The organism is Clostridium sp. JS66 (assembly GCF_033561535.1).
GTDB lineage: Bacteria > Bacillota > Clostridia > Clostridiales > Clostridiaceae > Clostridium_AM > Clostridium_AM carboxidivorans.
Window position 1 is genome coordinate 3532162 of sequence record NZ_CP131467.1, and the last position, 18138, is coordinate 3550299.

Annotated in this window: 18 protein-coding genes; 5 read left to right on the forward strand and 13 right to left on the reverse strand. The window is 28.9% G+C overall.

Going from position 1 to position 18138, the window contains the following annotated elements; genetic code table 11:
• Nucleotides 1-84: 84 nt before the first annotated feature.
• From Q6H37_RS16315 to amrA, 4 genes are all read right to left on the reverse strand, one after another.
• On the reverse strand, nt 85-1206 hold the full coding sequence (locus tag Q6H37_RS16315) for a Ger(x)C family spore germination protein (RefSeq protein ID WP_318734045.1): 1122 nt from the start codon (nt 1204-1206) through the stop codon (nt 85-87).
• 8 nt (nt 1207-1214) lie between these two features.
• Nucleotides 1215-2285 (reverse strand): GerAB/ArcD/ProY family transporter, encoded by a 1071-nt coding sequence (locus Q6H37_RS16320; protein ID WP_318734047.1) that lies wholly within the window; start codon nt 2283-2285, stop codon nt 1215-1217.
• A complete protein-coding gene (locus tag Q6H37_RS16325; RefSeq protein ID WP_318734049.1) occupies nt 2286-3743 on the reverse strand; it encodes a spore germination protein in 1458 nt (485 codons plus the stop codon).
• Between the two features lie 464 nt (nt 3744-4207).
• A complete protein-coding gene (amrA, locus tag Q6H37_RS16330) occupies nt 4208-5614 on the reverse strand; it encodes an AmmeMemoRadiSam system protein A (RefSeq protein ID WP_318734051.1) in 1407 nt (468 codons plus the stop codon).
• 374 nt (nt 5615-5988) lie between these two features.
• On the opposite strand from amrA, the gene Q6H37_RS16335 reads away from it, so the two are divergent.
• A complete protein-coding gene (locus tag Q6H37_RS16335; protein WP_318734053.1) occupies nt 5989-6945 on the forward strand; it encodes an L-lactate dehydrogenase in 957 nt (318 codons plus the stop codon).
• A gap of 209 nt (nt 6946-7154) precedes the next feature.
• On the forward strand, nt 7155-7850 hold the full coding sequence (locus tag Q6H37_RS16340) for a DUF6033 family protein (protein WP_318734055.1): 696 nt from the start codon (nt 7155-7157) through the stop codon (nt 7848-7850).
• Between the two features lie 95 nt (nt 7851-7945).
• On the opposite strand, the gene Q6H37_RS16345 is transcribed toward Q6H37_RS16340, so the two are convergent.
• From Q6H37_RS16345 to Q6H37_RS16375, 7 genes are all read right to left on the reverse strand, one after another.
• Nucleotides 7946-8296 (reverse strand): SdpI family protein, encoded by a 351-nt coding sequence (locus Q6H37_RS16345; RefSeq protein ID WP_318734057.1) that lies wholly within the window; start codon nt 8294-8296, stop codon nt 7946-7948.
• A 38-nt stretch (nt 8297-8334) separates the two neighbouring features.
• Entirely contained in the window at nt 8335-9243 is a 909-nt protein-coding gene (locus Q6H37_RS16350) for a DMT family transporter (protein WP_412523862.1), read from the reverse strand.
• An 86-nt stretch (nt 9244-9329) separates the two neighbouring features.
• The gene (locus Q6H37_RS16355) at nt 9330-9719 is read right to left on the reverse strand and encodes a hypothetical protein (RefSeq protein ID WP_318734059.1); all 390 of its coding nucleotides are present in this window, start codon (nt 9717-9719) and stop codon (nt 9330-9332) included.
• A 115-nt stretch (nt 9720-9834) separates the two neighbouring features.
• Entirely contained in the window at nt 9835-10743 is a 909-nt protein-coding gene (locus Q6H37_RS16360; RefSeq protein WP_318734061.1) for a DMT family transporter, read from the reverse strand.
• 286 nt (nt 10744-11029) lie between these two features.
• Nucleotides 11030-11245: a heavy-metal-associated domain-containing protein gene (locus Q6H37_RS16365; protein WP_318734063.1), complete on the reverse strand. Its 216-nt coding sequence runs from the start codon at nt 11243-11245 to the stop codon at nt 11030-11032.
• 99 nt (nt 11246-11344) lie between these two features.
• Nucleotides 11345-14005, reverse strand: coding sequence for a heavy metal translocating P-type ATPase (locus tag Q6H37_RS16370; protein WP_318734065.1), 2661 nt, complete (start codon nt 14003-14005; stop codon nt 11345-11347).
• A 37-nt stretch (nt 14006-14042) separates the two neighbouring features.
• On the reverse strand, nt 14043-14309 hold the full coding sequence (locus Q6H37_RS16375; RefSeq protein ID WP_007063302.1) for a metal-sensing transcriptional repressor: 267 nt from the start codon (nt 14307-14309) through the stop codon (nt 14043-14045).
• 398 nt (nt 14310-14707) lie between these two features.
• On the opposite strand from Q6H37_RS16375, the gene Q6H37_RS16380 reads away from it, so the two are divergent.
• Nucleotides 14708-14893: a hypothetical protein gene (locus tag Q6H37_RS16380; RefSeq protein ID WP_318734070.1), complete on the forward strand. Its 186-nt coding sequence runs from the start codon at nt 14708-14710 to the stop codon at nt 14891-14893.
• A 66-nt stretch (nt 14894-14959) separates the two neighbouring features.
• Here the strand turns inward: Q6H37_RS16380 and Q6H37_RS16385 are convergent, their stop codons facing one another.
• On the reverse strand, nt 14960-16075 hold the full coding sequence (locus tag Q6H37_RS16385) for an NAD(P)/FAD-dependent oxidoreductase (protein WP_318734072.1): 1116 nt from the start codon (nt 16073-16075) through the stop codon (nt 14960-14962).
• A gap of 250 nt (nt 16076-16325) precedes the next feature.
• Here Q6H37_RS16385 and Q6H37_RS16390 point away from each other — a divergent pair, with 250 nt between their 5' ends.
• Both Q6H37_RS16390 and Q6H37_RS16395 read left to right on the forward strand, forming a co-directional pair.
• Nucleotides 16326-16727, forward strand: coding sequence for a DUF2892 domain-containing protein (locus tag Q6H37_RS16390; RefSeq protein ID WP_318734074.1), 402 nt, complete (start codon nt 16326-16328; stop codon nt 16725-16727).
• Nucleotides 16728-17132: 405 nt separating this feature from the next.
• Nucleotides 17133-17786, forward strand: a complete 654-nt coding sequence (locus tag Q6H37_RS16395; protein ID WP_318734076.1) for a pentapeptide repeat-containing protein — start codon at nt 17133-17135, stop codon at nt 17784-17786.
• 59 nt (nt 17787-17845) lie between these two features.
• Here Q6H37_RS16395 and Q6H37_RS16400 read toward each other — a convergent pair whose 3' ends face one another.
• A complete protein-coding gene (locus tag Q6H37_RS16400) occupies nt 17846-18136 on the reverse strand; it encodes a spore coat protein (RefSeq protein ID WP_318734078.1) in 291 nt (96 codons plus the stop codon).
• Nucleotides 18137-18138: the final 2 nt, after the last annotated feature.

The window sequence follows — 18138 nt, forward strand, 5'->3', positions numbered from 1 at the left end:
TTTTCCCTCTTTTAAAATTACTTCACTAATAGATTATGCAAAGCTTATATAAAGTGATATTGTATATTATAGCAATATAATATTTTAATTTATAATGCCATGATGTGATATATGTACATTAACATCAACGTTAAAATTAACTTGTTGATATGTTTTTTTCCAATCAACTTTTTCCCAATATGAATTATGCTTAGCTCGAAATATATCACCTATACCTAAAGGATCACTGCCAACTTCTTGAGTATATTTTAAAATCTGTTTACAATTTTGCTTTATTTCATTTGCTAATTCCTGTTCAATATTTTTTAAATCCGCTTTATTTCCAATGCCATTCCAATAAAATTCACTTATAGACCCTTTAAAATCCAATTTGATATCTACTGTTGGTGTATCTTCCTCCATATTTGTACTAATCTTTCTTTTTATTTTAGAAATATTAAAGGCACATCCTTTTTTTCCATTATTATATTTAGGATCTTGAGGTGAAATGCTTATATATGTTGATTTTTTTGCTTTTCCCATCATAGATAACAAAAATAAAGTTTGCTTTGTATCTATTTTACCAACAAACTTATCACCTGAAAATAATCCTGTTCCAGCTACTTCAATACCTTTTCCTCTTTCAAATTGTAACTTTAATATAGGTACTACAGGATCTATTCCTGTTGAAAAAAGATCTGTAGTAAAATTATATACTTGAGTATCTGGTATATGCGATTGGTCTATATTATGCTCAATAAGTTGACGTATATAAAATGCTGGTCTTGGTTTATCTCCAAACGTTTGAGCCTTTTGTATTAAATTATTAGGACTACCTTCTACAATTACTACATATGCTATTAAAGAATTACTTGGATCACGCTCAAAAACATCCAATATATTTTCTACTCCACCTTTTGCTGCCAAAGACTCTGATATTAAAATTTGCTGCATTTTTCCTGCTTCTAGCAGTTTAGAGGATATTTTTCTTGCATCTTCTCTAAATTGTCTTAACAAATTTTCATTATCCTTGTATATAACCTCAATTTGCTCCTTTGTCTTTGGTTCGACGACAGGACTTGAATAAGTCATTAAAATTTTATCATCACTATCTGATGTTTCCAATCCAAGTTGCAGTATAAATCCTATATTTTCATAAACCTTCTGATCCCAGCATCCTTCTAAAAATAAGGACAATATTATAACTACAGCAATAAACTTTTTCATTGGCAGCATTACCTCCTCCTTATCAAAGAAATAAAAAATGAAAATGCTATAAATAATATATTTGCTGCACCTAATAAAGCAGCATAATTCATATATGTAAAAATATCCTCAAGATTTTTTGGTATTCTACCAATTATCATCACAACAATGAATACTATTGCAATCAATAATTTCTCTCTGCGTATTTTAAATAATTTTGCTATACAATAATAAGATGAAAAAAAATAACTTCTTACTGAACCTGCCATAATAGGAAACCAGAAGACAATAAAAAATATATCCAGCCTTTCTAGTATTGGCACTTTTATTGCTCGCTCAACACTATACATAGCAAATATGATCATTTTTAATTTATTCTCACCAAATAAGGCTGTAGTAAAAGCAACAACAATTATATAAAATATAGCTATATATATACTTTCAATGGTTACCCATTTTACTAGATTATTTTTGTTTGTAACATTAGGATAAAAAATTGTTATTAATTCAATACCCAAAAATGAAAAAAATGCATTAGGTATGTTTTTAAATATTGTAATAATACCTGATTTAGCAACTGGCATTAAATATGTTATTCTTACATCCTTTATAATTAGGAGAAAAGTTAAAATTAATGTGATGTGTGCTAGTATTAGTAAACTGGCAAATCTACATATTATTTTTAACCCTTTAGTTATCTGATAAATTGTAGGTATAAAAATAAAAAGTGATGTAACAATTAACGGGGTTTGGCTCAATACTGAAATTTTAATCATTTCAGCAAAAAGCCTACTGCTTAAACTTGTAGTAAAAAGAATATAGCATATAAATACAAAATTGAAGAACATTCCAAAGTACTTACCATACAGTAAAATATTAATATCCAAAATTGAATTATTAGGATGTCTATTTATAAGTAATGCTATAAAAATAGAAAGTAATAGCATTATACACCCTGCTACAGCCACAACAATCCATCCATCATGACCAGTTTTCTTTGCAAGATTAGATGGTAGCGTGAGAATACCCAAACCAATTTGAGCAGATATACCAAATATCGTAAGCTGTTTTAATGTAATTTCATGTCTTTTGTCAACCAACTATTTCCCTCCTCTCTTCTTTTTTAATGGTAGAGAAATATGAGGCCTTATTTTCATAAAGCTTAAAGGTGCTCTAATTACCGTATCCTTAATACTATCCTTTTTAAAAGGTACTATTGGACTGAAATAAGGTTGACCTAATGATTCTAAAGATAGTAAGTGTGAAATAATAAAAACACTTCCTACTAACACTCCAATAATTCCAAAAAAAGATGCAAACATTAAAAATAAAAATCTAACTAATCTCAATGCTAATCCAAAATCATAAACAGGAATTACATAAGATGCCATAGCTGTAACTGCAACTACAATAATGAATAAACTACTTACAATTCCTGCATTAACCGCCGCTTGACCAATTATAATTCCTCCTGCCACACCTATAGTAGTTGAAATATATGTAGGCAATCTAATGGATGCTTCTCTAATGATTTCAATTGTAAATTCCATTGTTAAGGCTTCAACAACAGGTGGAAAAGCCACCTCAGTTCTAGATACTGCTAATGGTATAAGTAAATTTAGAGGAACTAAATAATATTGAAAAGCAGTTGCTGATACATATAAAGCAGGTAATATCATTGAAATTACTACTGAAATTATTCTTATATATCTAATAAATGATCCTAACATCCATTTAGTACTATAATCATCAAGTGCCTGAATAAAAGACCAAAAGGAAACTGGAGCAATTAATGCAAAAGGAGTTCCGTCCATTAATATTGCAAGTCTGCCTTCTAATAAAGCTGCAACTACTTTATCAGGTCTTTCTGTTGCTAAATATTGAGGAAATGGTGAATTAGGTGAATCTGTAATGTATTGTTCTATATATCCAATGGCAAGTAATCCATCCGTATTAATCCTACTAATTTTATTAATTAATGTACTTAACAATTTGGGATTTGCAATTCCATCAATATACATAACAGCAACTGTCTGTTTAGTTTCATTTCCTAATGTTATAGTCTTAAATTTTAAATTTTCGTTTCTAATTTTTCTTCTTAGTACAGCAATGTTTGTATCAAGACTTTCAATGAAACCTTCATGTGGTCCACGAACATTTTTTTCATTGTCAGGTTCACTAATACTTCTTTTTTCCATATCAATCAATCCACATATAATAACATAATTTAATTTATCTATTAAAAAAATTATCTTCCCGTTTAATACTGATTTAACAGTATTATCTATGTTATACTCTAATGAAGTATCAAACAAAGGTAAATAATCCAAAATTTCTTTATCAGGTATATTTTCAATATCTATAGATAACATAGGCTTTACAAAGTCCCTTTGAATCAAATCAATGTTTATAAAACCTTTTAAATAAAAAAAACATCCTTTCCTTCCATCCTTAAGTATTAACTTTTTATTCATTACATCAGGACATTCCTTGAATTTATTAACAAGTTCATTAATATTATCATCTATATTTTTAGATAAAGACTTATTAGCACACATTTTTAACACCTCCACAAAAGAGATAATATATCTACAAATTAGTAAGCATTTATCAATAGTTCATCATCTAGGTATTATTTTAGTATTATCATTTTTTAATAAACTATGTAACTTTTAATCTATTTAACAGATACTTAAACTTATATAGAGCCTTACAATTAATCTTTTTAGGACTTTTTAGTAAAATTGCTATTATACATTTTTTATATTTTCAACAAAAACTTTATTTTAAATTTATGTAAAGAACTATTTTGGATTGCAGTTTAAAAATACATTTATACTAATTTGTAAAAAGTAAAAGGGTAGAAAATCTTCTACCCCAAAAATAAATTGGTTATAATTAAATTTCAATTTACTAAAACAATAAGGAATTATATAAATTTAATTTTAAACACATAATTATGAATATAACAGATATAATTTTGCCTTTAAACTTTGAGTAAAATATAGATTATAGGTTTATATTACACTTCTTTATGTCTAATTACTCTAAATTTTTCTATTGTATACTCTTGATCAGGCGATATTCCAGCCTTTTGCAAAGCAATTGATAACTGTTCTTCTACAGTGTCTACACCTTCTAAATCTGGAAGCAGCAAGCCTGTTTTTCCCTTGCTCCTTACAATTACACCATATTCCTTTGGATCTAATTCTTCTTTGGAAGATGCTTCAGGTTCTGTTAAAACATCCACTGAAAAAATAATATCCAAAAGTTCTTCTTCCTGTACCTCATAAAATCTAGGATCATTAATTCCAGCTTCAATGGCATTTCGTATAATTTCTTCTGCCACACTTTCAGTTGTAGGAAATATAGTTCCAATGCAGCCTCTTAATTCTCCCTGCTTTTTTAAGGATACAAATACTCCCCTTTTATTATTTTTCATTTCTTCTGTTACATAACTTGGAAATCTTTTCATTTGCTTTCCTATACTTAAATAACTTGTAAGACTTTCCCTAGCTAGTTTTACATAAGCATCACTATCCTTCTGCCTTTTTTCCAAGTAAGCTCTTCGAAGTTCCTCTAACTCTCCCAACTTAGGTAAATCCTCTGAAATAATATTGAACCTCATTACCCCATAGCCTACACCAAAAGTACCTTCATAGCTTAAAAGATCACCATTAAATTTTTTACCTTCTAATGTACCAAGTAAAATTATAGTGGAGGGTCTTCCACATTCTCCAGCATTACATATGGTTTCTCTATCCATATTAAAAACACCCTTCAGATCTCCTTGTTTTAAATAATTAAGAAACTCTTTATCAAATTTTTCACCAAAAGGGTTATAACCATAAGGTCCATCTTCCTTTAATCTATGGGACAAATCCCCACTTGCTATGACCACAGCATTTTCTCCTAATTCCTCTACTGCTTTACTGATGTTAATACCAAACTTATACAAATCAATATCACCTAATCCTGTATAAGTAATATGTACAAGTTTATAATTGTTATAGTATTTATTAATAAAGTACAAAGGAACCATAGCTCCATGATCTAGAAAAACACAAGTATTATACTTATTTAAAAGAGAATCTGTAGCCATTGCAACAGCTATATCTTCTTTATATGATAATTCATAAATTTTACTAGTAAGCGCTTTATTAATTGGAAATTTCATAGAAACACCAGAAACTCCAAAGTTTTTTAAATCTCCAGAAACTTCATCTTCATGACTAAGTGCAATGGCATCCTGGAACATGGTGCCATGAGGAGTTATTATTACAATAGTATCGGGAGATTTTTCAGCAATTTCCTTTCCTATAGTATGCAAACTACTACTAGTACTAGTAATCTTTTTTTCTTCCCCCTTTCCCACCTCTGGAATCACAATTGGTGGATGTGGCATTAAATAAAAACCTTGTAAGCTCATAAAAATCACCTCTATTAATATTTTAATTCTTAAGAAAAGTCTTGTATTCTTAATCCATGAGCATTTTATTTTTTTAAATAACCTCGTTTTAAAGTTTTTCTCTTATTTTAAGAATTACTTAGCAAATTATTATGTTCATAATTTACTATACATTTTGATGAAGTTCTAATATAGTTTATGTTTCAGCTGTTATTTTAACCATAAAATAAAATTTACTCTGTGTCAAAAATCAAAAATATCAATTTTCACCACAATATAAGTTGCTTTTATTTAATGTGGTTTAAATTTCAAAATAGGAGTAAAATTAAAATAAAAAACAGTTGAAAGATATAAATACTGTTAAAATATATGACAACTATTTACGGAGGTATATCATGAGTATTAAAAATGCAAAAGTATCTATTATTGGAGCAGGCGCCATTGGTGGACAAACTGCCTGTAACCTTATGCAGTGTAATGTTGCATCTGAAATTGTTATTATAAATAGAAATAAAACTAAAGCTGAAGGTAAGTCTATAGATATTTCTCATGGTGCTGCATTGTTTGGAAATACCAGGGTAAGAAGTGGCAGCTATGAAGATATAAAAGATTCTCACATTGTTGCCATTACTGTAGGACAAGTTGCAGGGAAAAATGGCTCACGGCTAGATGTACTTAAGGATAATATTGAAATATACAAATCAATTATCTGCAACATAATAAAATATAATAAGGACTGTATTATTGTACTTGTCACAAATCCAGTAGATATTATGGCTTATACAGCTTTTAAGCTTTCTTCTTTTCCTTCAAATCACATTATTGGTACAGGCACTCTTCTTGATACCTCAAGATTAAAATATTTCATTGGAGATTACTATGACATAAACTCCAGTGAAATCGAAACATGTGTAATTGGAGAACATGGTGATTCACAAGTAACATTATGGAGTCATACAAAGATAAATAATATCCCAATTAAAGACTATATTAATAAAAATTCTGATAAAGATTTCGATGAAAAAGTTAAAAGCTTCTTAGAACATAAAACTAAAAGAGCAGGTTGGGATATAAGAGCTTGTGACGAACACAGCTGTTTCGGAATATCCATGTGTATTTCTAAAATAATTGAAGCAATTATTTTAGATAAAGAAATAGTACTGCCTGTTTCAACTTTCTTTAAAGGTGAATACGGCATAAGTGACATTTTCATGGGAACACCTGCAGTTTTAGGCAAAAATGGTGTAGAAGAAATTGTAAAGCTCCCTATTTCTTCATCAGAAATTCAATTTTTACATGATTCAGCCTTGAACCTAAAAAATTATATTAGTAGTATAAAAAATCTTATATAAAACATAGGATTCATTTGGTCAATAAATAAAAACACTATGCATTACATTAAGTTAAAGTATTTTCTTTTAAACTCGATACAATAAATAGGAATATTTAGTTTAAAAATGTTAAATAATCCAATTTACTACATAAAGAAAGTAATCAAATATTGTATTAACATTATTGCTAAAAAGTTAAATAGACACATTTAAAGAAAGGTGGAATTTTTATGACATCAGTACTATCTACTAATTATAATTTAAATAATAACATTGAAACAAAAAATACAGATTCTACAGCTGCTTCAAAATCGACTACTGAATTAACATCTAGTAATAAAAATAGTTCTGTAGATGACTATATTAAAGAACTTTCTAGCAAATTTCCTAATTTAAAATTTCAAGTAGGATTAGGAGGTCTTGCACCAGGTAAACTTATGCCTCCTGATGTCAAGGGTTTAGGAAATATTAGAATAGACCCTACTTATTTAAAAAAGGTAGCATCTGACCCTAAAGCTGCAGAAGATTTAGAAGCAAAACTTCAATGGGAACCTTCCGCAGAAGCCTGGCTAAAAAGTATGTATGCTCTGCAGGGTAAGAGAGTAGTAGCTACTGTTACTGGTATTGATAAAAACGGTGATTTTTTTAGTGGAGCAATTACCGAACCTATTAATTCAAAGTCAAATTCAGATTCCGACTCAAAGTCCAAAAAGGAACCTGGCAAGCTCTCACTTATAGATCTTAATGAAATATTACAAGAAAAATTTAGAAAATTAACGAATCAAAAAGAAGCAGAAGCTAAAAGATTAGAATTAATGTATAAAACAAATTCTAATGCTGCAAATTTACAAAAAAAAGTTGCTGAAAATTATAATAAAAATCTATTTAATAATTTTAATACAAATTTAATTAATTCAAATAGATAATTTAAACTCTAAAATTTTATAAAAAATCAAAATCTGTTTTTTATTTAAATCAGATTTTGATTTTTTTAATTTATCATACTTATTAATGTATAAAATCACACTTTTCTATTTCCATTTTTATCAAATAACCTTCTTAAGTGAATTTCTGTTAATGGTATGGAACATAAAAGTCCTATTATCGATATAGTTGTTGAAATTTTAAATGCTTTATCAAAATTACCTATATATATTACATCACATAGTACTGCTATTATTAAAGATGAAGCACCAATGTATACAAGCAGAATTGCTGTGAAACGATTTCCCTCATCCCATATAGCCTTATTTTTCATAGAAAATGGCGTTCTATATCCATACCAGCTATTTATATGCTCTGGTGGAAACAATTTAAGTATAACTCCAACAGTAATGAGAACTATTCCAATTAAATATTCGGAATGTAACATAATAAATGCCTCCTTTTAGCATACTATATATTTTCTATTTATATGCTGTTTTTTCCACATAATTCATTAATAAGAGTTGTACCTAATATTAAAATACCACCAAGCAGCTGTATTATTGTCATTCTTTCTCCTAAGAACACACTAGACATAATTATTGCTGATATAGGGTCAATATAACTAAATACTGCTATAGTTTGTCCTTTAAGTTTTAATATAGCAGAAAAATATAAAAGGTAAGCTATTCCCGTATGTATAACTCCTACTACCAAAATCAGCAAAATAGCTTTGAAATCCAATTGTACAATTGATATTCTTTCAGTAACAAGTACATAAGGTAATAAAATTACTGCAGCCACACCTAATTGAATCATACCACTTTCCATACCTGATAAGTTTTTTATAAACTTATTTGTTATAATTACACTTGCATAAAGAATTGCTGCAGTAGTACCATATAAAATACCTAAAAACTGATTTTTTTCTGCTGCACTACTTCCAATTCCCACTATTAAAAACATACCTATCATAGCACCTGTAATACACATAACCTTTATTGCATTTAATTTCTCTTTCAATATAAATGGTGACAAAAATATCACAAGTACAGGTGCAAAGTAATAACATAAAGTAGCTTTTGCTATTGTAGTATACTTATACGCTTGAAATAGAAAAATCCAGTTAAAACCTATGGCAGTTCCAGATATTATTAATGGTAATAAATTAGCTTTAATAGCCTTAAATGATGCATTTCGGCGCATTGCATAACTTATTATAAATAAAAATGTGCTTCCTATTATTCCTCTAACCAATGCAATTATACTAGAAGGCATATCTATATTTCTAACAAATAATCCAATACTACCAAATATAAGCATTGAAGCTACAAGTTTTATCTTTGCCCTTTTCATTGATTCAAGATTTTCTGCATTTACTTTGTCTAAATTCATATAAACGACCTCCAATTGGTAGAAAACAACACTTGCTTGATTAAATTATATATGTTTTAAGAAATAATAAGCTTCTTCTAAATATACTAAATTCCCTTTTTCTTCAATATAATATCACTAAAAGAAATTCCAAATGCCAAACCTAATGCAATAGAAAGATTCCTAAATAAATTTATGCTTGAAGATCTAAAAATATAATCAAATGAGTAGTTTAAAGTTCCAAACACAATAAATGAAATAAAAAACTTATACAATCTTTTCTCTACATAAGACCATTTAAATTTTCTCAAATTAAAAATTGTAACAATAGGAACATATACAATTAAAAATAAAGTTAAAAATACATATGCTATTCCAAAATAGAGAGCCATTTTCCTATCTATGTGATTATAAACCATCCACAGCAAAATTATAGTTCCAATTGCAAATAGAACATAAAGTGATCTATTTAAAATTGGTAATATACTCTTTTTCAAGTTATCCCTCGTTTCTATACTATTTTCTTTATTATAACTGATTTTATATTCAAATTCATTAAAAGCTTTATAATATTTTTAAATACTAATAACTCAACTTTAAAGTGTTATTAAATTAAGCTTTGCCTTTCTTATTTTTCATACATGACAATATTATAATGGTAGTTATAATACATATTGTTCCTATCCACTGCCATATACCTAGTGGAACATGTAACCATATTACAGATAAGAAAGCTGCAGATAAAGGTTCTACAGAAGATAGTACACTTGTTTCTGTTGGTTTTATATATTTCAAACTTTCTAAATAACAATAAAAGGCAATAACAGTTCCAAATAATACTACAAATATAACTGCAGCTATTGAATTAATGCACCATGTACCTGTAAAATCCCAAGGAGCATGAATAAAACTAAAAGCTGCTCCTCCAACTAGCATCCCCCATCCAACCACAAGAGTAGAACCCCATTTAGCAAGAAGTTTATGAGGCTGCAGTGTATAAAAAGCTGCTGCAAAAGCAGAACTAATTCCCCAAAATAGTGCTAACTTAGAAATTGATATGCTGTGAATATTACCTTTTGTAATTATAAAAAACGTGCCTAACATTGCTAAAGCAATAGCTAAAACTTCCTGCAGGCTTGGAATCTTTTTAGTACGAATAGCTAAATAACAAGTGATTATTACTGGCGACAAATATTGAAGTATTGTAGCTGTGGCTGCATTTCCATACTTAATAGCAGCAAAATATGTATATTGTACTCCTAACATTCCTATAATACTAAAAAGTATAAGACTAAGCACATTACATTTAGTATTCCAAATCTTCCGTATATCTTGTCCTTCTTTTATTAAAGCATACAATAATAATATTATACCTGATAGTAATAGACGAATTACAGTTAGCCATTCTGCAGTAAATCCTTTTTGTTGAAATAAGTATTGAGCAGCAGTACCTGATATTCCCCATAACATAGCACCTATAATTACAAGTATTATTCCTTTTATCCTTAATTGAAATTCCATTTGCTATCACCCTTACTCTTTATATTAACTTATTTTGTTGAAAAATTTTATCAAAAATGCTATGAGGCTACTTAAAATAGCTCCATGAAGATATATTGCCATACAAGAATCCTATTTTACTCAATTTATAACCTTTACTATAATAGTTTATACGAAAATGCCTTAAAATTCAAAGTTAAATATAATCACATAAATACTATAAAAAAAGCCATTTCACTATATAAATTATTTTCTATAGTAAAACAGCTTCCTTATATTTTTAAATCTAATTACATATATATGAATATTATGCTCTTTCTACAGAAACAATATCATAGCCTGCATCTTCCACAGCAGATCTGATATCCCCATCTTCAATTTCTCTGTCAGCTTCAATTATAGCTATTTTAGAATCTAAATCCACTGATACATTAGTTACACCCTCAAGCTCCTCTAATGCTGTTTTTACATGATTAACGCAGTGACCACAACTCATTCCTTGAACAATCATTTTCTTTTTCATAATTTATTCCACCTTTCATTTTATAAGTTTCTAAAAACAATCTACCATCAAAGTTAACTGAATCTAATGATAAGTCAACTTAAAAAGTGATTATCCCTATTATATTGATGGCTTAAAGCCTTTCAATCTTAAAGCATTGCTTAAAACTGATACAGAACTTAAACTCATGGCAAGCGCTGCTATCATTGGATTTAAAAGTGGTCCTCCAAATATGTGCAGTACTCCCATAGCTACTGGAATTCCCAAAGTATTGTAGCCAAACGCCCAGAATAGATTTTCTTTTATATTTTTGATGGTTTTTTTGCTTAAATCTATAGCTGTAACTACATCCATTAAATCACTTCTCATTAAAACTATATCTGCAGATTCCATAGCTACATCTGTACCAGACCCTATAGCTATACCTATATCAGCTTGTGCTAAAGCTGGTGCATCATTTATACCATCTCCAACCATAGCAACCTTTTTCTTTTCATTTTGAAGTTTTTTAACTTCATTAGCTTTATCTTGTGGTAAAACTTCTGCAAGTATTCTATCTATTCCAACTTGTTTAGCTATAGCTTCAGCAGTTTTCTTGTTATCTCCAGTTATCATTGCCACTTCAATTCCCATAGAATGAAGTTTATCTATAGCTCTTTTACTGTGTTCTTTAACTGTATCTGCTACAGCAATTACACCAATTGCCTTATTTTCAACAGCAACATACATAGGAGTTTTGCCTTCATTTGCTAAAGCTTGTGATTTTTCCTCTAATTTTTCTAAGGAGATATTACTTTCAACCATAAGTTTTCTATTACCAAGCAATATTTTACTATTTTCTATAGTAACTTCTATTCCATGACCTGGTATAGCTTTAAATAAATCTAATTTTTTTAGTTTAATTTTCCTATTTTCAGCTTCTTTAACTATTGCTTCTCCTAAAGGATGTTCTGATGATTTTTCTCCTGAAGCTGCTAATTGAAGTAAATAGTTTTCATCTATATCTGCAATTGTAACTATATCTGTAACCTTAGGATTACCTTCAGTTATAGTTCCTGTTTTGTCAAATACTATAGTTTGAATTTTATGTGCTGTTTCCAGTGCAGTACCACTTTTTATAAGCACACCATATTCAGCACCCTTTCCAGTACCAACCATAATAGCTGTAGGTGTAGCTAATCCTAAAGCACAAGGACAAGCAATTACTAATACTGATATAAATATAGTAAGTGAAAATACTCCACTTTCACCATATATATACCATGCTAAAGCACCAATTACAGCTAATGTCATTACTACAGGCACAAAGTATCCTGATATGACATCTGCCAATTTTGCAATAGGAGCCTTTGATCCTTGAGCTTCCTCTACCAATCGAATGATTTGTGCTAGTGCTGTATCTTTGCCAACTCTTGTGGCTTTATATCTAATGGATCCATTTTTATTTATACTTGCTCCAATAACCTTATCTCCAGCACTTTTTTCTACAGGTATACTTTCGCCTGTAAGCATAGATTCATCTACTGAAGTAATCCCTTCTGTAACCTCTCCATCTACAGGCATCTTTTCACCAGGCTTTACTACAATTATATCTCCAACCTCAACTTCTTCTATGGAAATTTCTATTTCTTTATCTTCTTTAACTATAGTAGCAATCTTTGGTGCAAGACCCATAAGCTTTTTTATGGCCTCTGAAGTTTTTCCTTTAGCAACAGACTCCAAATATTTACCTAACGTAATAAGAGTAAGTATTGTACCTGCTGATTCAAAATATAAATGATAGTTTGTGTTTCCCATAAAAATTTCATATACTGCAAAAACACTATAGATAAAAGCAGCTGATGAACCTATTGCTATAAGTGAATCCATATTGGGACTTCTTCTAAATAATGATTTAAATCCAACAGTAAAATACTTTCTACCAACAATCATTATAGGTAATACTAAAAGTAACTGTATTATAGAAAAAACTTCAGGATGATCCATTGGATCTATAACCTGTGGAAGCATAAATCCCATCTTTTCACCAATCATCGGTACCATAGCTATTATAAGCAGTGGAATTCCAAACATAGCAGATATTATAAATCTGTTCCACAATGCCTTTATTTCTCTTTCCTTTTTTTCCTTATCTGTATCAACAGAAACTTCTTCTTCTAAAGCTTTATATCCTGCTTTCTCTATTGCTTTTTTTATATCAGAAAGCTTTACTTTGGAAGGCTCAAAGCTTACGTTTAATTGTTCTGTGGCAAGATTTACATTTGCCAAAGTAACACCATCCAATTTTTTTGAAGCTCTTTCTACCGCTTTTGCACAAGCTGCACAAGTCATTCCTTCTATTTTTAAGGTTCTATTAACTGCTTCTTCTGCAACCTTATATCCAGCTTTTTCTACTGCTTTTTTTATATCAAAAACAGTAACCTTTGAAGCATCAAAGCTTAAACTCAACTTTTCTGTTGCCAAATTTACATTTGCTTCATATACACCATCTAGTTTTTTTGAAGCTCTTTCCACTGCCTTTGCACAAGCTGCACATGTCATCCCTTCTATTTTTAAAGTTTTAACTACAGCTTCTGATATTGCCTTATATCCAGCTTTCTCTATTGCTGCCTGTATATCCTTAACATTAATCTTTGCTTCATCAAAGTTTACATTCAATTTTTCTGTTGCTAAATTCACACTAGCATCTTCTACACCCTGCAGTTTTTTCGAAACTCTTTCTACCGCTTTTGCACAAGCTGCACAGGTCATACCTTCTATTTTTAAGGTTCTGCTTACCATTTTTTCTTCCCCCTTTTGTTTGAATATGAATAATATACTAATCTTTTAGTAGTTTGGCTAGTAATTCTATTATTTCATCTACTTTTTCATCACCTTTATTATTTATAAAGGCATCTTTTACACAATGATTAAGATGTTGTCTCAAAATAAGTAAATTGGCCTTTTTTAATAATGATTGAGCAGCAACCATTTGATTAGAAATATCAATGCAATATCTTCCTTCCTCAATCATTTTAATTATTCCTTCTATTTGTCCTTTGGACGTTTTTAAGGCTTGTATGGCTTTCTTTTTTTCTTCATTCATATCACGTGCCTCCCCACCCCCCCCTAGGGGGTGTAATTAAATTATATATCATTCTTAAATTTAATTCAATATCAATTTAAGAATAATTTTTTATTTTAACTTCCAATGCTATAAAAATATTTCAAAAAACTAATAAGTATGTTACTATTGTACTATTAGTACACGCTTCCCACTTATTTAATATCTACAGAGATAATTATCTTGTAAAAAATACAAATTAAAACATTTCTTGTAACCTATTCCTACTTCAGAACAAACTTATTTTATAAGTTTACATTTCGTAACCATTGTTACAGAATTTATAATTATTATGTAATATAATACTTATATTACATAATAATATTTAATTTACATTTAAATAAGTTTAATAACATTTAGGAAAGAGGATGATTAAAATTATGAAATTCGCCAAACTAAACCTTAATGGTATAAATAAAAAAAATAGTAAAAGTTTTATAAAAAGAATAGCAACAGGCTCAAAAGTAGAAAAAGAAACTAAAAGAGAGAGTTATGGTCACTGCGGTAACTATTCCACTAGAGTTTGCTTATTTTGTGGTAAATGTTGGTATAATGATCATACATAAATTAATTATTCATTATTAGTTCTTAACTTGCGAAGCTTTGCTTCGCATTGTACTTAAACTGCGAAATTACAATTTTTCATTTTTATAGTTATTCCACATTTTCATAGTAGGTGTTAAAATTTTTAGCACTTCAAGTTTACTTTCATTACTAATTATCTTGTTAATTAGTTTATCTAATAATTTATTATCCAAATTTTTAGTTACTACATCTATGTTATCATCACTTAGGTTTTCCAAAAATCTTCTTAAGCTAATTGAATTATTATAGTTTTGAAATAGAGGTTTTGCAAGTTTTTCGTACTTATCCAAATCACATAAATCATAGGCTGAATAAATTCCTGTTAATACTGAAGCAAACTGTCCAAATCCAAGTCCTGGTGAAATTGTTCCAAAGCAATTTCCAACAAAATATGTATTTTCAATTATAGGCTTATCACATATGCCCATCATATATCTTGTAATTTCAAACCTGTCAGTTATTCTAAAATCTTCATCTAAATCTCTACATGCCATATTATAAAACTTTTCCCATATGGTATTTATATCTAACCTTATATTATTGGAATAATCAGGATAAGCAATAACCAAATTAGCTTCCTTTTCTGAAAAGGGTATTAACCACGCATATCCTTTTGGTATTACATCATAATTAAACCACACATGAGCAATATTTGTAAGGAACTTCCCCTCAACTGTAGCTCCTTTTATAGTACATGTAAGATCACATCTGTAGTTTCCTAATTTACAAGCATATGCTCCATCACCAGTTGCTAATATTACATATTCAAACTCTTTACACAATTGCTCATATTCATAAGTTGAATTAAAGTTTATCTTAGATTTAACTTGTCTTTCCAATTGACATTCATAAGAATTTTCATGTCTCCCTCTAATATTTACATACCCTATAGTTCCATCAATACATCCTATTTCACTCTTAGAATGAACTACTAGTTTATTAACCATATCTGTAGGCTTTAAGTGTATATCATAATTTTCTTTAAGGTATTTAAGTTCATCCTTGATAGGCCTATTCAATATGCTAAATGTAGCTTCCCCATTAACAAATCTATCTCCTACACGATTTCTTTTTTCAAAAATAGTTGGTTTTATTCCATGTTTCTCCAATGTTATAGCACAAGATAATCCAGACATTCCTGCTCCCATAATAGCAACTTCCATAGCAAACACCTCCATTACATATAGTTTTTGTCCTTATAATTTTTCTATACATGATACTTATGTTTTATAAAAAATGTACTATGCTTCAAAAACACTTGTTAACCTATCATTACTTCTATATACACTATCTATAATTTATATAGACACATATAAAAATTCCATATATTTATTTGCTGTAATTATTATTTTACTTCTGTATATAATAACTATAACTATTTGTTATAAAATAAATTATAGGAGGTTTATTATCATGTTTGACTTTCCAGCCACTTCAAAAAGAGTGGAATTAAATACTGATAAAAATATTAATAATGAAATTAAAAGAGAAACTTTAGAAAACATTGCATATTTTATTGGCAAGGATGATGAAGAAATTTTATCTAGAATGGAAGAACTTGATGAAGAATGGGATATTGAAAGATTATTAGAAGCTAATGCAGCATCTATTGTAGCTTTGAGTACAATACTTGGATTTACAACAAATAAAAAATGGTTTGCTATTTCAGGAATGGTAGGATGCTTCCTACTGCATCACGCTCTTTATGGATGGTGTCCTCCAGTGCCTATTCTTAGAAGATTAGGTGTAAGAACTTCTTCAGAAATTAATTATGAAAAAGAAGCACTTAAAAGTCTGCTTGAATTTCCATATTAAAAATTTTAATAACTACATTATTTTAAATTTTATTAATACTACAGAATTTAAGAGTATAATGCGTTGGTAAAGCTATTCTTTATATTAATTGCCAACGCATTAAGTTTTTCATTAATTATTATTTTATCTCTGAATTTTTTAAGTATACTGTCTTATCCATAATATGTTCTGCAACTCCTCTATTAAATCACAAATTATATATTTTAAGTCTACTCGTTCACACTGAATTTTCTAAAAAAATGTTATTAATTATTTTTGCAATATACATAGTCATAATGTGATTTTTAAAATATAATTAATAGAGGTATTAACTAGAAAATTGCCTTATATTATGCATCATAAATTAATTTTTAACATTAACCTTTTATAATTTAAATTTGTAAACTAAAATGGAGGTACCCACATATGGAAGAGAAAAAAATAAAAACAAAAATACAAAAACCTAAACTTGATAATGATCTAGATAACATAGAGTTATTCTGTGAAAATATAATAGACGAAGCTATATTTTCCCTTGGAAAGATTGTTGATTGTTCTTTAGAAAATTATGAAGCAGATAAAATCAATTTTAAACAAATACTATTTAGAAATGTAGTTTTTAATAATGTAACCTTTAGACGTATAGAAATGGTAGATGTAATATTTGAAAATTGTGATTTATCAAATGTTGATTTTATGGAAGCTTCACTGCATAAAGTAGAATTTATAAATTGTAAGATTATTGGTACTAATTTAAGTGAATCTACTTTAAGAAATGTTATTTTTGAAAATTGTAACGGCGAATATGCCTTTTTTAGTTATTCTAACCTTAAGCAAGTTGCATTTATTCAATGCCAATTACGTTCTTCAGACTTTCAAAATTCAACATTTTCAAAGATTGAGTTTCACGAATGCGATTTATTTCAAGCTCAAATGAACTTCACAAATCTTAAAGGTATAGATTTTACCAGTTGCAATATTGAAGGCATGGGAGCAAATATTAATGATGTCAACGGAGCCATAGTTACTACTATGCAAGCTGTTCACCTTTCTACTCTACTAGGGTTAATTATTAAATAAAGAAGAACTACTGTAAAATTAAGACTTTGCAGTAGTTCTTATTCATGCTTACTAATTTGCTAAATTGTTGATTTAGCCTTATCTACAACATCTGAGAGTTGTTCAGTTGGTGACTCATATGGATTAGCCCAACCCTTATTTACAGCTAATTCAGTAAGTGCTGAATGACCACTAACCACCTCATTAAGGCTAGCTGAATAAAGTGCTCTTAATTCTGGTGTAGTACTTGTCATTGTTGCATTTAGATAAGCATCTGCGGCACTTTTAGCAGATGCAAGCATACTTCCTGATATAACTTCATCATTTATATCAGTAGTATTTTTAACTATATTACTTAAAATAACTGACATGA

Bases quoted from the DNA above. Each gene is read 5' to 3' on its own strand.
- Q6H37_RS16315 (WP_318734045.1), bottom strand. From the start codon at position 1,206: ATGAAAAAGTTTATTGCTGTAGTTATAATATTGTCCTTATTTTTAGAA.
- Q6H37_RS16325 (WP_318734049.1), bottom strand. From the start codon at position 3,743: ATGTGTGCTAATAAGTCTTTATCTAAAAATATAGATGATAATATTAAT.
- amrA (WP_318734051.1), bottom strand. From the start codon at position 5,614: ATGAGCTTACAAGGTTTTTATTTAATGCCACATCCACCAATTGTGATT.
- Q6H37_RS16335 (WP_318734053.1), top strand. From the start codon at position 5,989: ATGAGTATTAAAAATGCAAAAGTATCTATTATTGGAGCAGGCGCCATT.
- Q6H37_RS16340 (WP_318734055.1), top strand. From the start codon at position 7,155: ATGACATCAGTACTATCTACTAATTATAATTTAAATAATAACATTGAA.
- Q6H37_RS16345 (WP_318734057.1), bottom strand. From the start codon at position 8,296: ATGTTACATTCCGAATATTTAATTGGAATAGTTCTCATTACTGTTGGA.
- Q6H37_RS16350 (WP_412523862.1), bottom strand. From the start codon at position 9,243: ATGAATTTAGACAAAGTAAATGCAGAAAATCTTGAATCAATGAAAAGG.
- Q6H37_RS16360 (WP_318734061.1), bottom strand. From the start codon at position 10,743: ATGGAATTTCAATTAAGGATAAAAGGAATAATACTTGTAATTATAGGT.
- Q6H37_RS16365 (WP_318734063.1), bottom strand. From the start codon at position 11,245: ATGAAAAAGAAAATGATTGTTCAAGGAATGAGTTGTGGTCACTGCGTT.
- Q6H37_RS16370 (WP_318734065.1), bottom strand. From the start codon at position 14,005: ATGGTAAGCAGAACCTTAAAAATAGAAGGTATGACCTGTGCAGCTTGT.
- Q6H37_RS16375 (WP_007063302.1), bottom strand. From the start codon at position 14,309: ATGAATGAAGAAAAAAAGAAAGCCATACAAGCCTTAAAAACGTCCAAA.
- Q6H37_RS16380 (WP_318734070.1), top strand. From the start codon at position 14,708: ATGAAATTCGCCAAACTAAACCTTAATGGTATAAATAAAAAAAATAGT.
- Q6H37_RS16385 (WP_318734072.1), bottom strand. From the start codon at position 16,075: ATGGAAGTTGCTATTATGGGAGCAGGAATGTCTGGATTATCTTGTGCT.
- Q6H37_RS16390 (WP_318734074.1), top strand. From the start codon at position 16,326: ATGTTTGACTTTCCAGCCACTTCAAAAAGAGTGGAATTAAATACTGAT.
- Q6H37_RS16395 (WP_318734076.1), top strand. From the start codon at position 17,133: ATGGAAGAGAAAAAAATAAAAACAAAAATACAAAAACCTAAACTTGAT.
- Q6H37_RS16400 (WP_318734078.1), bottom strand. From the start codon at position 18,136: ATGTCAGTTATTTTAAGTAATATAGTTAAAAATACTACTGATATAAAT.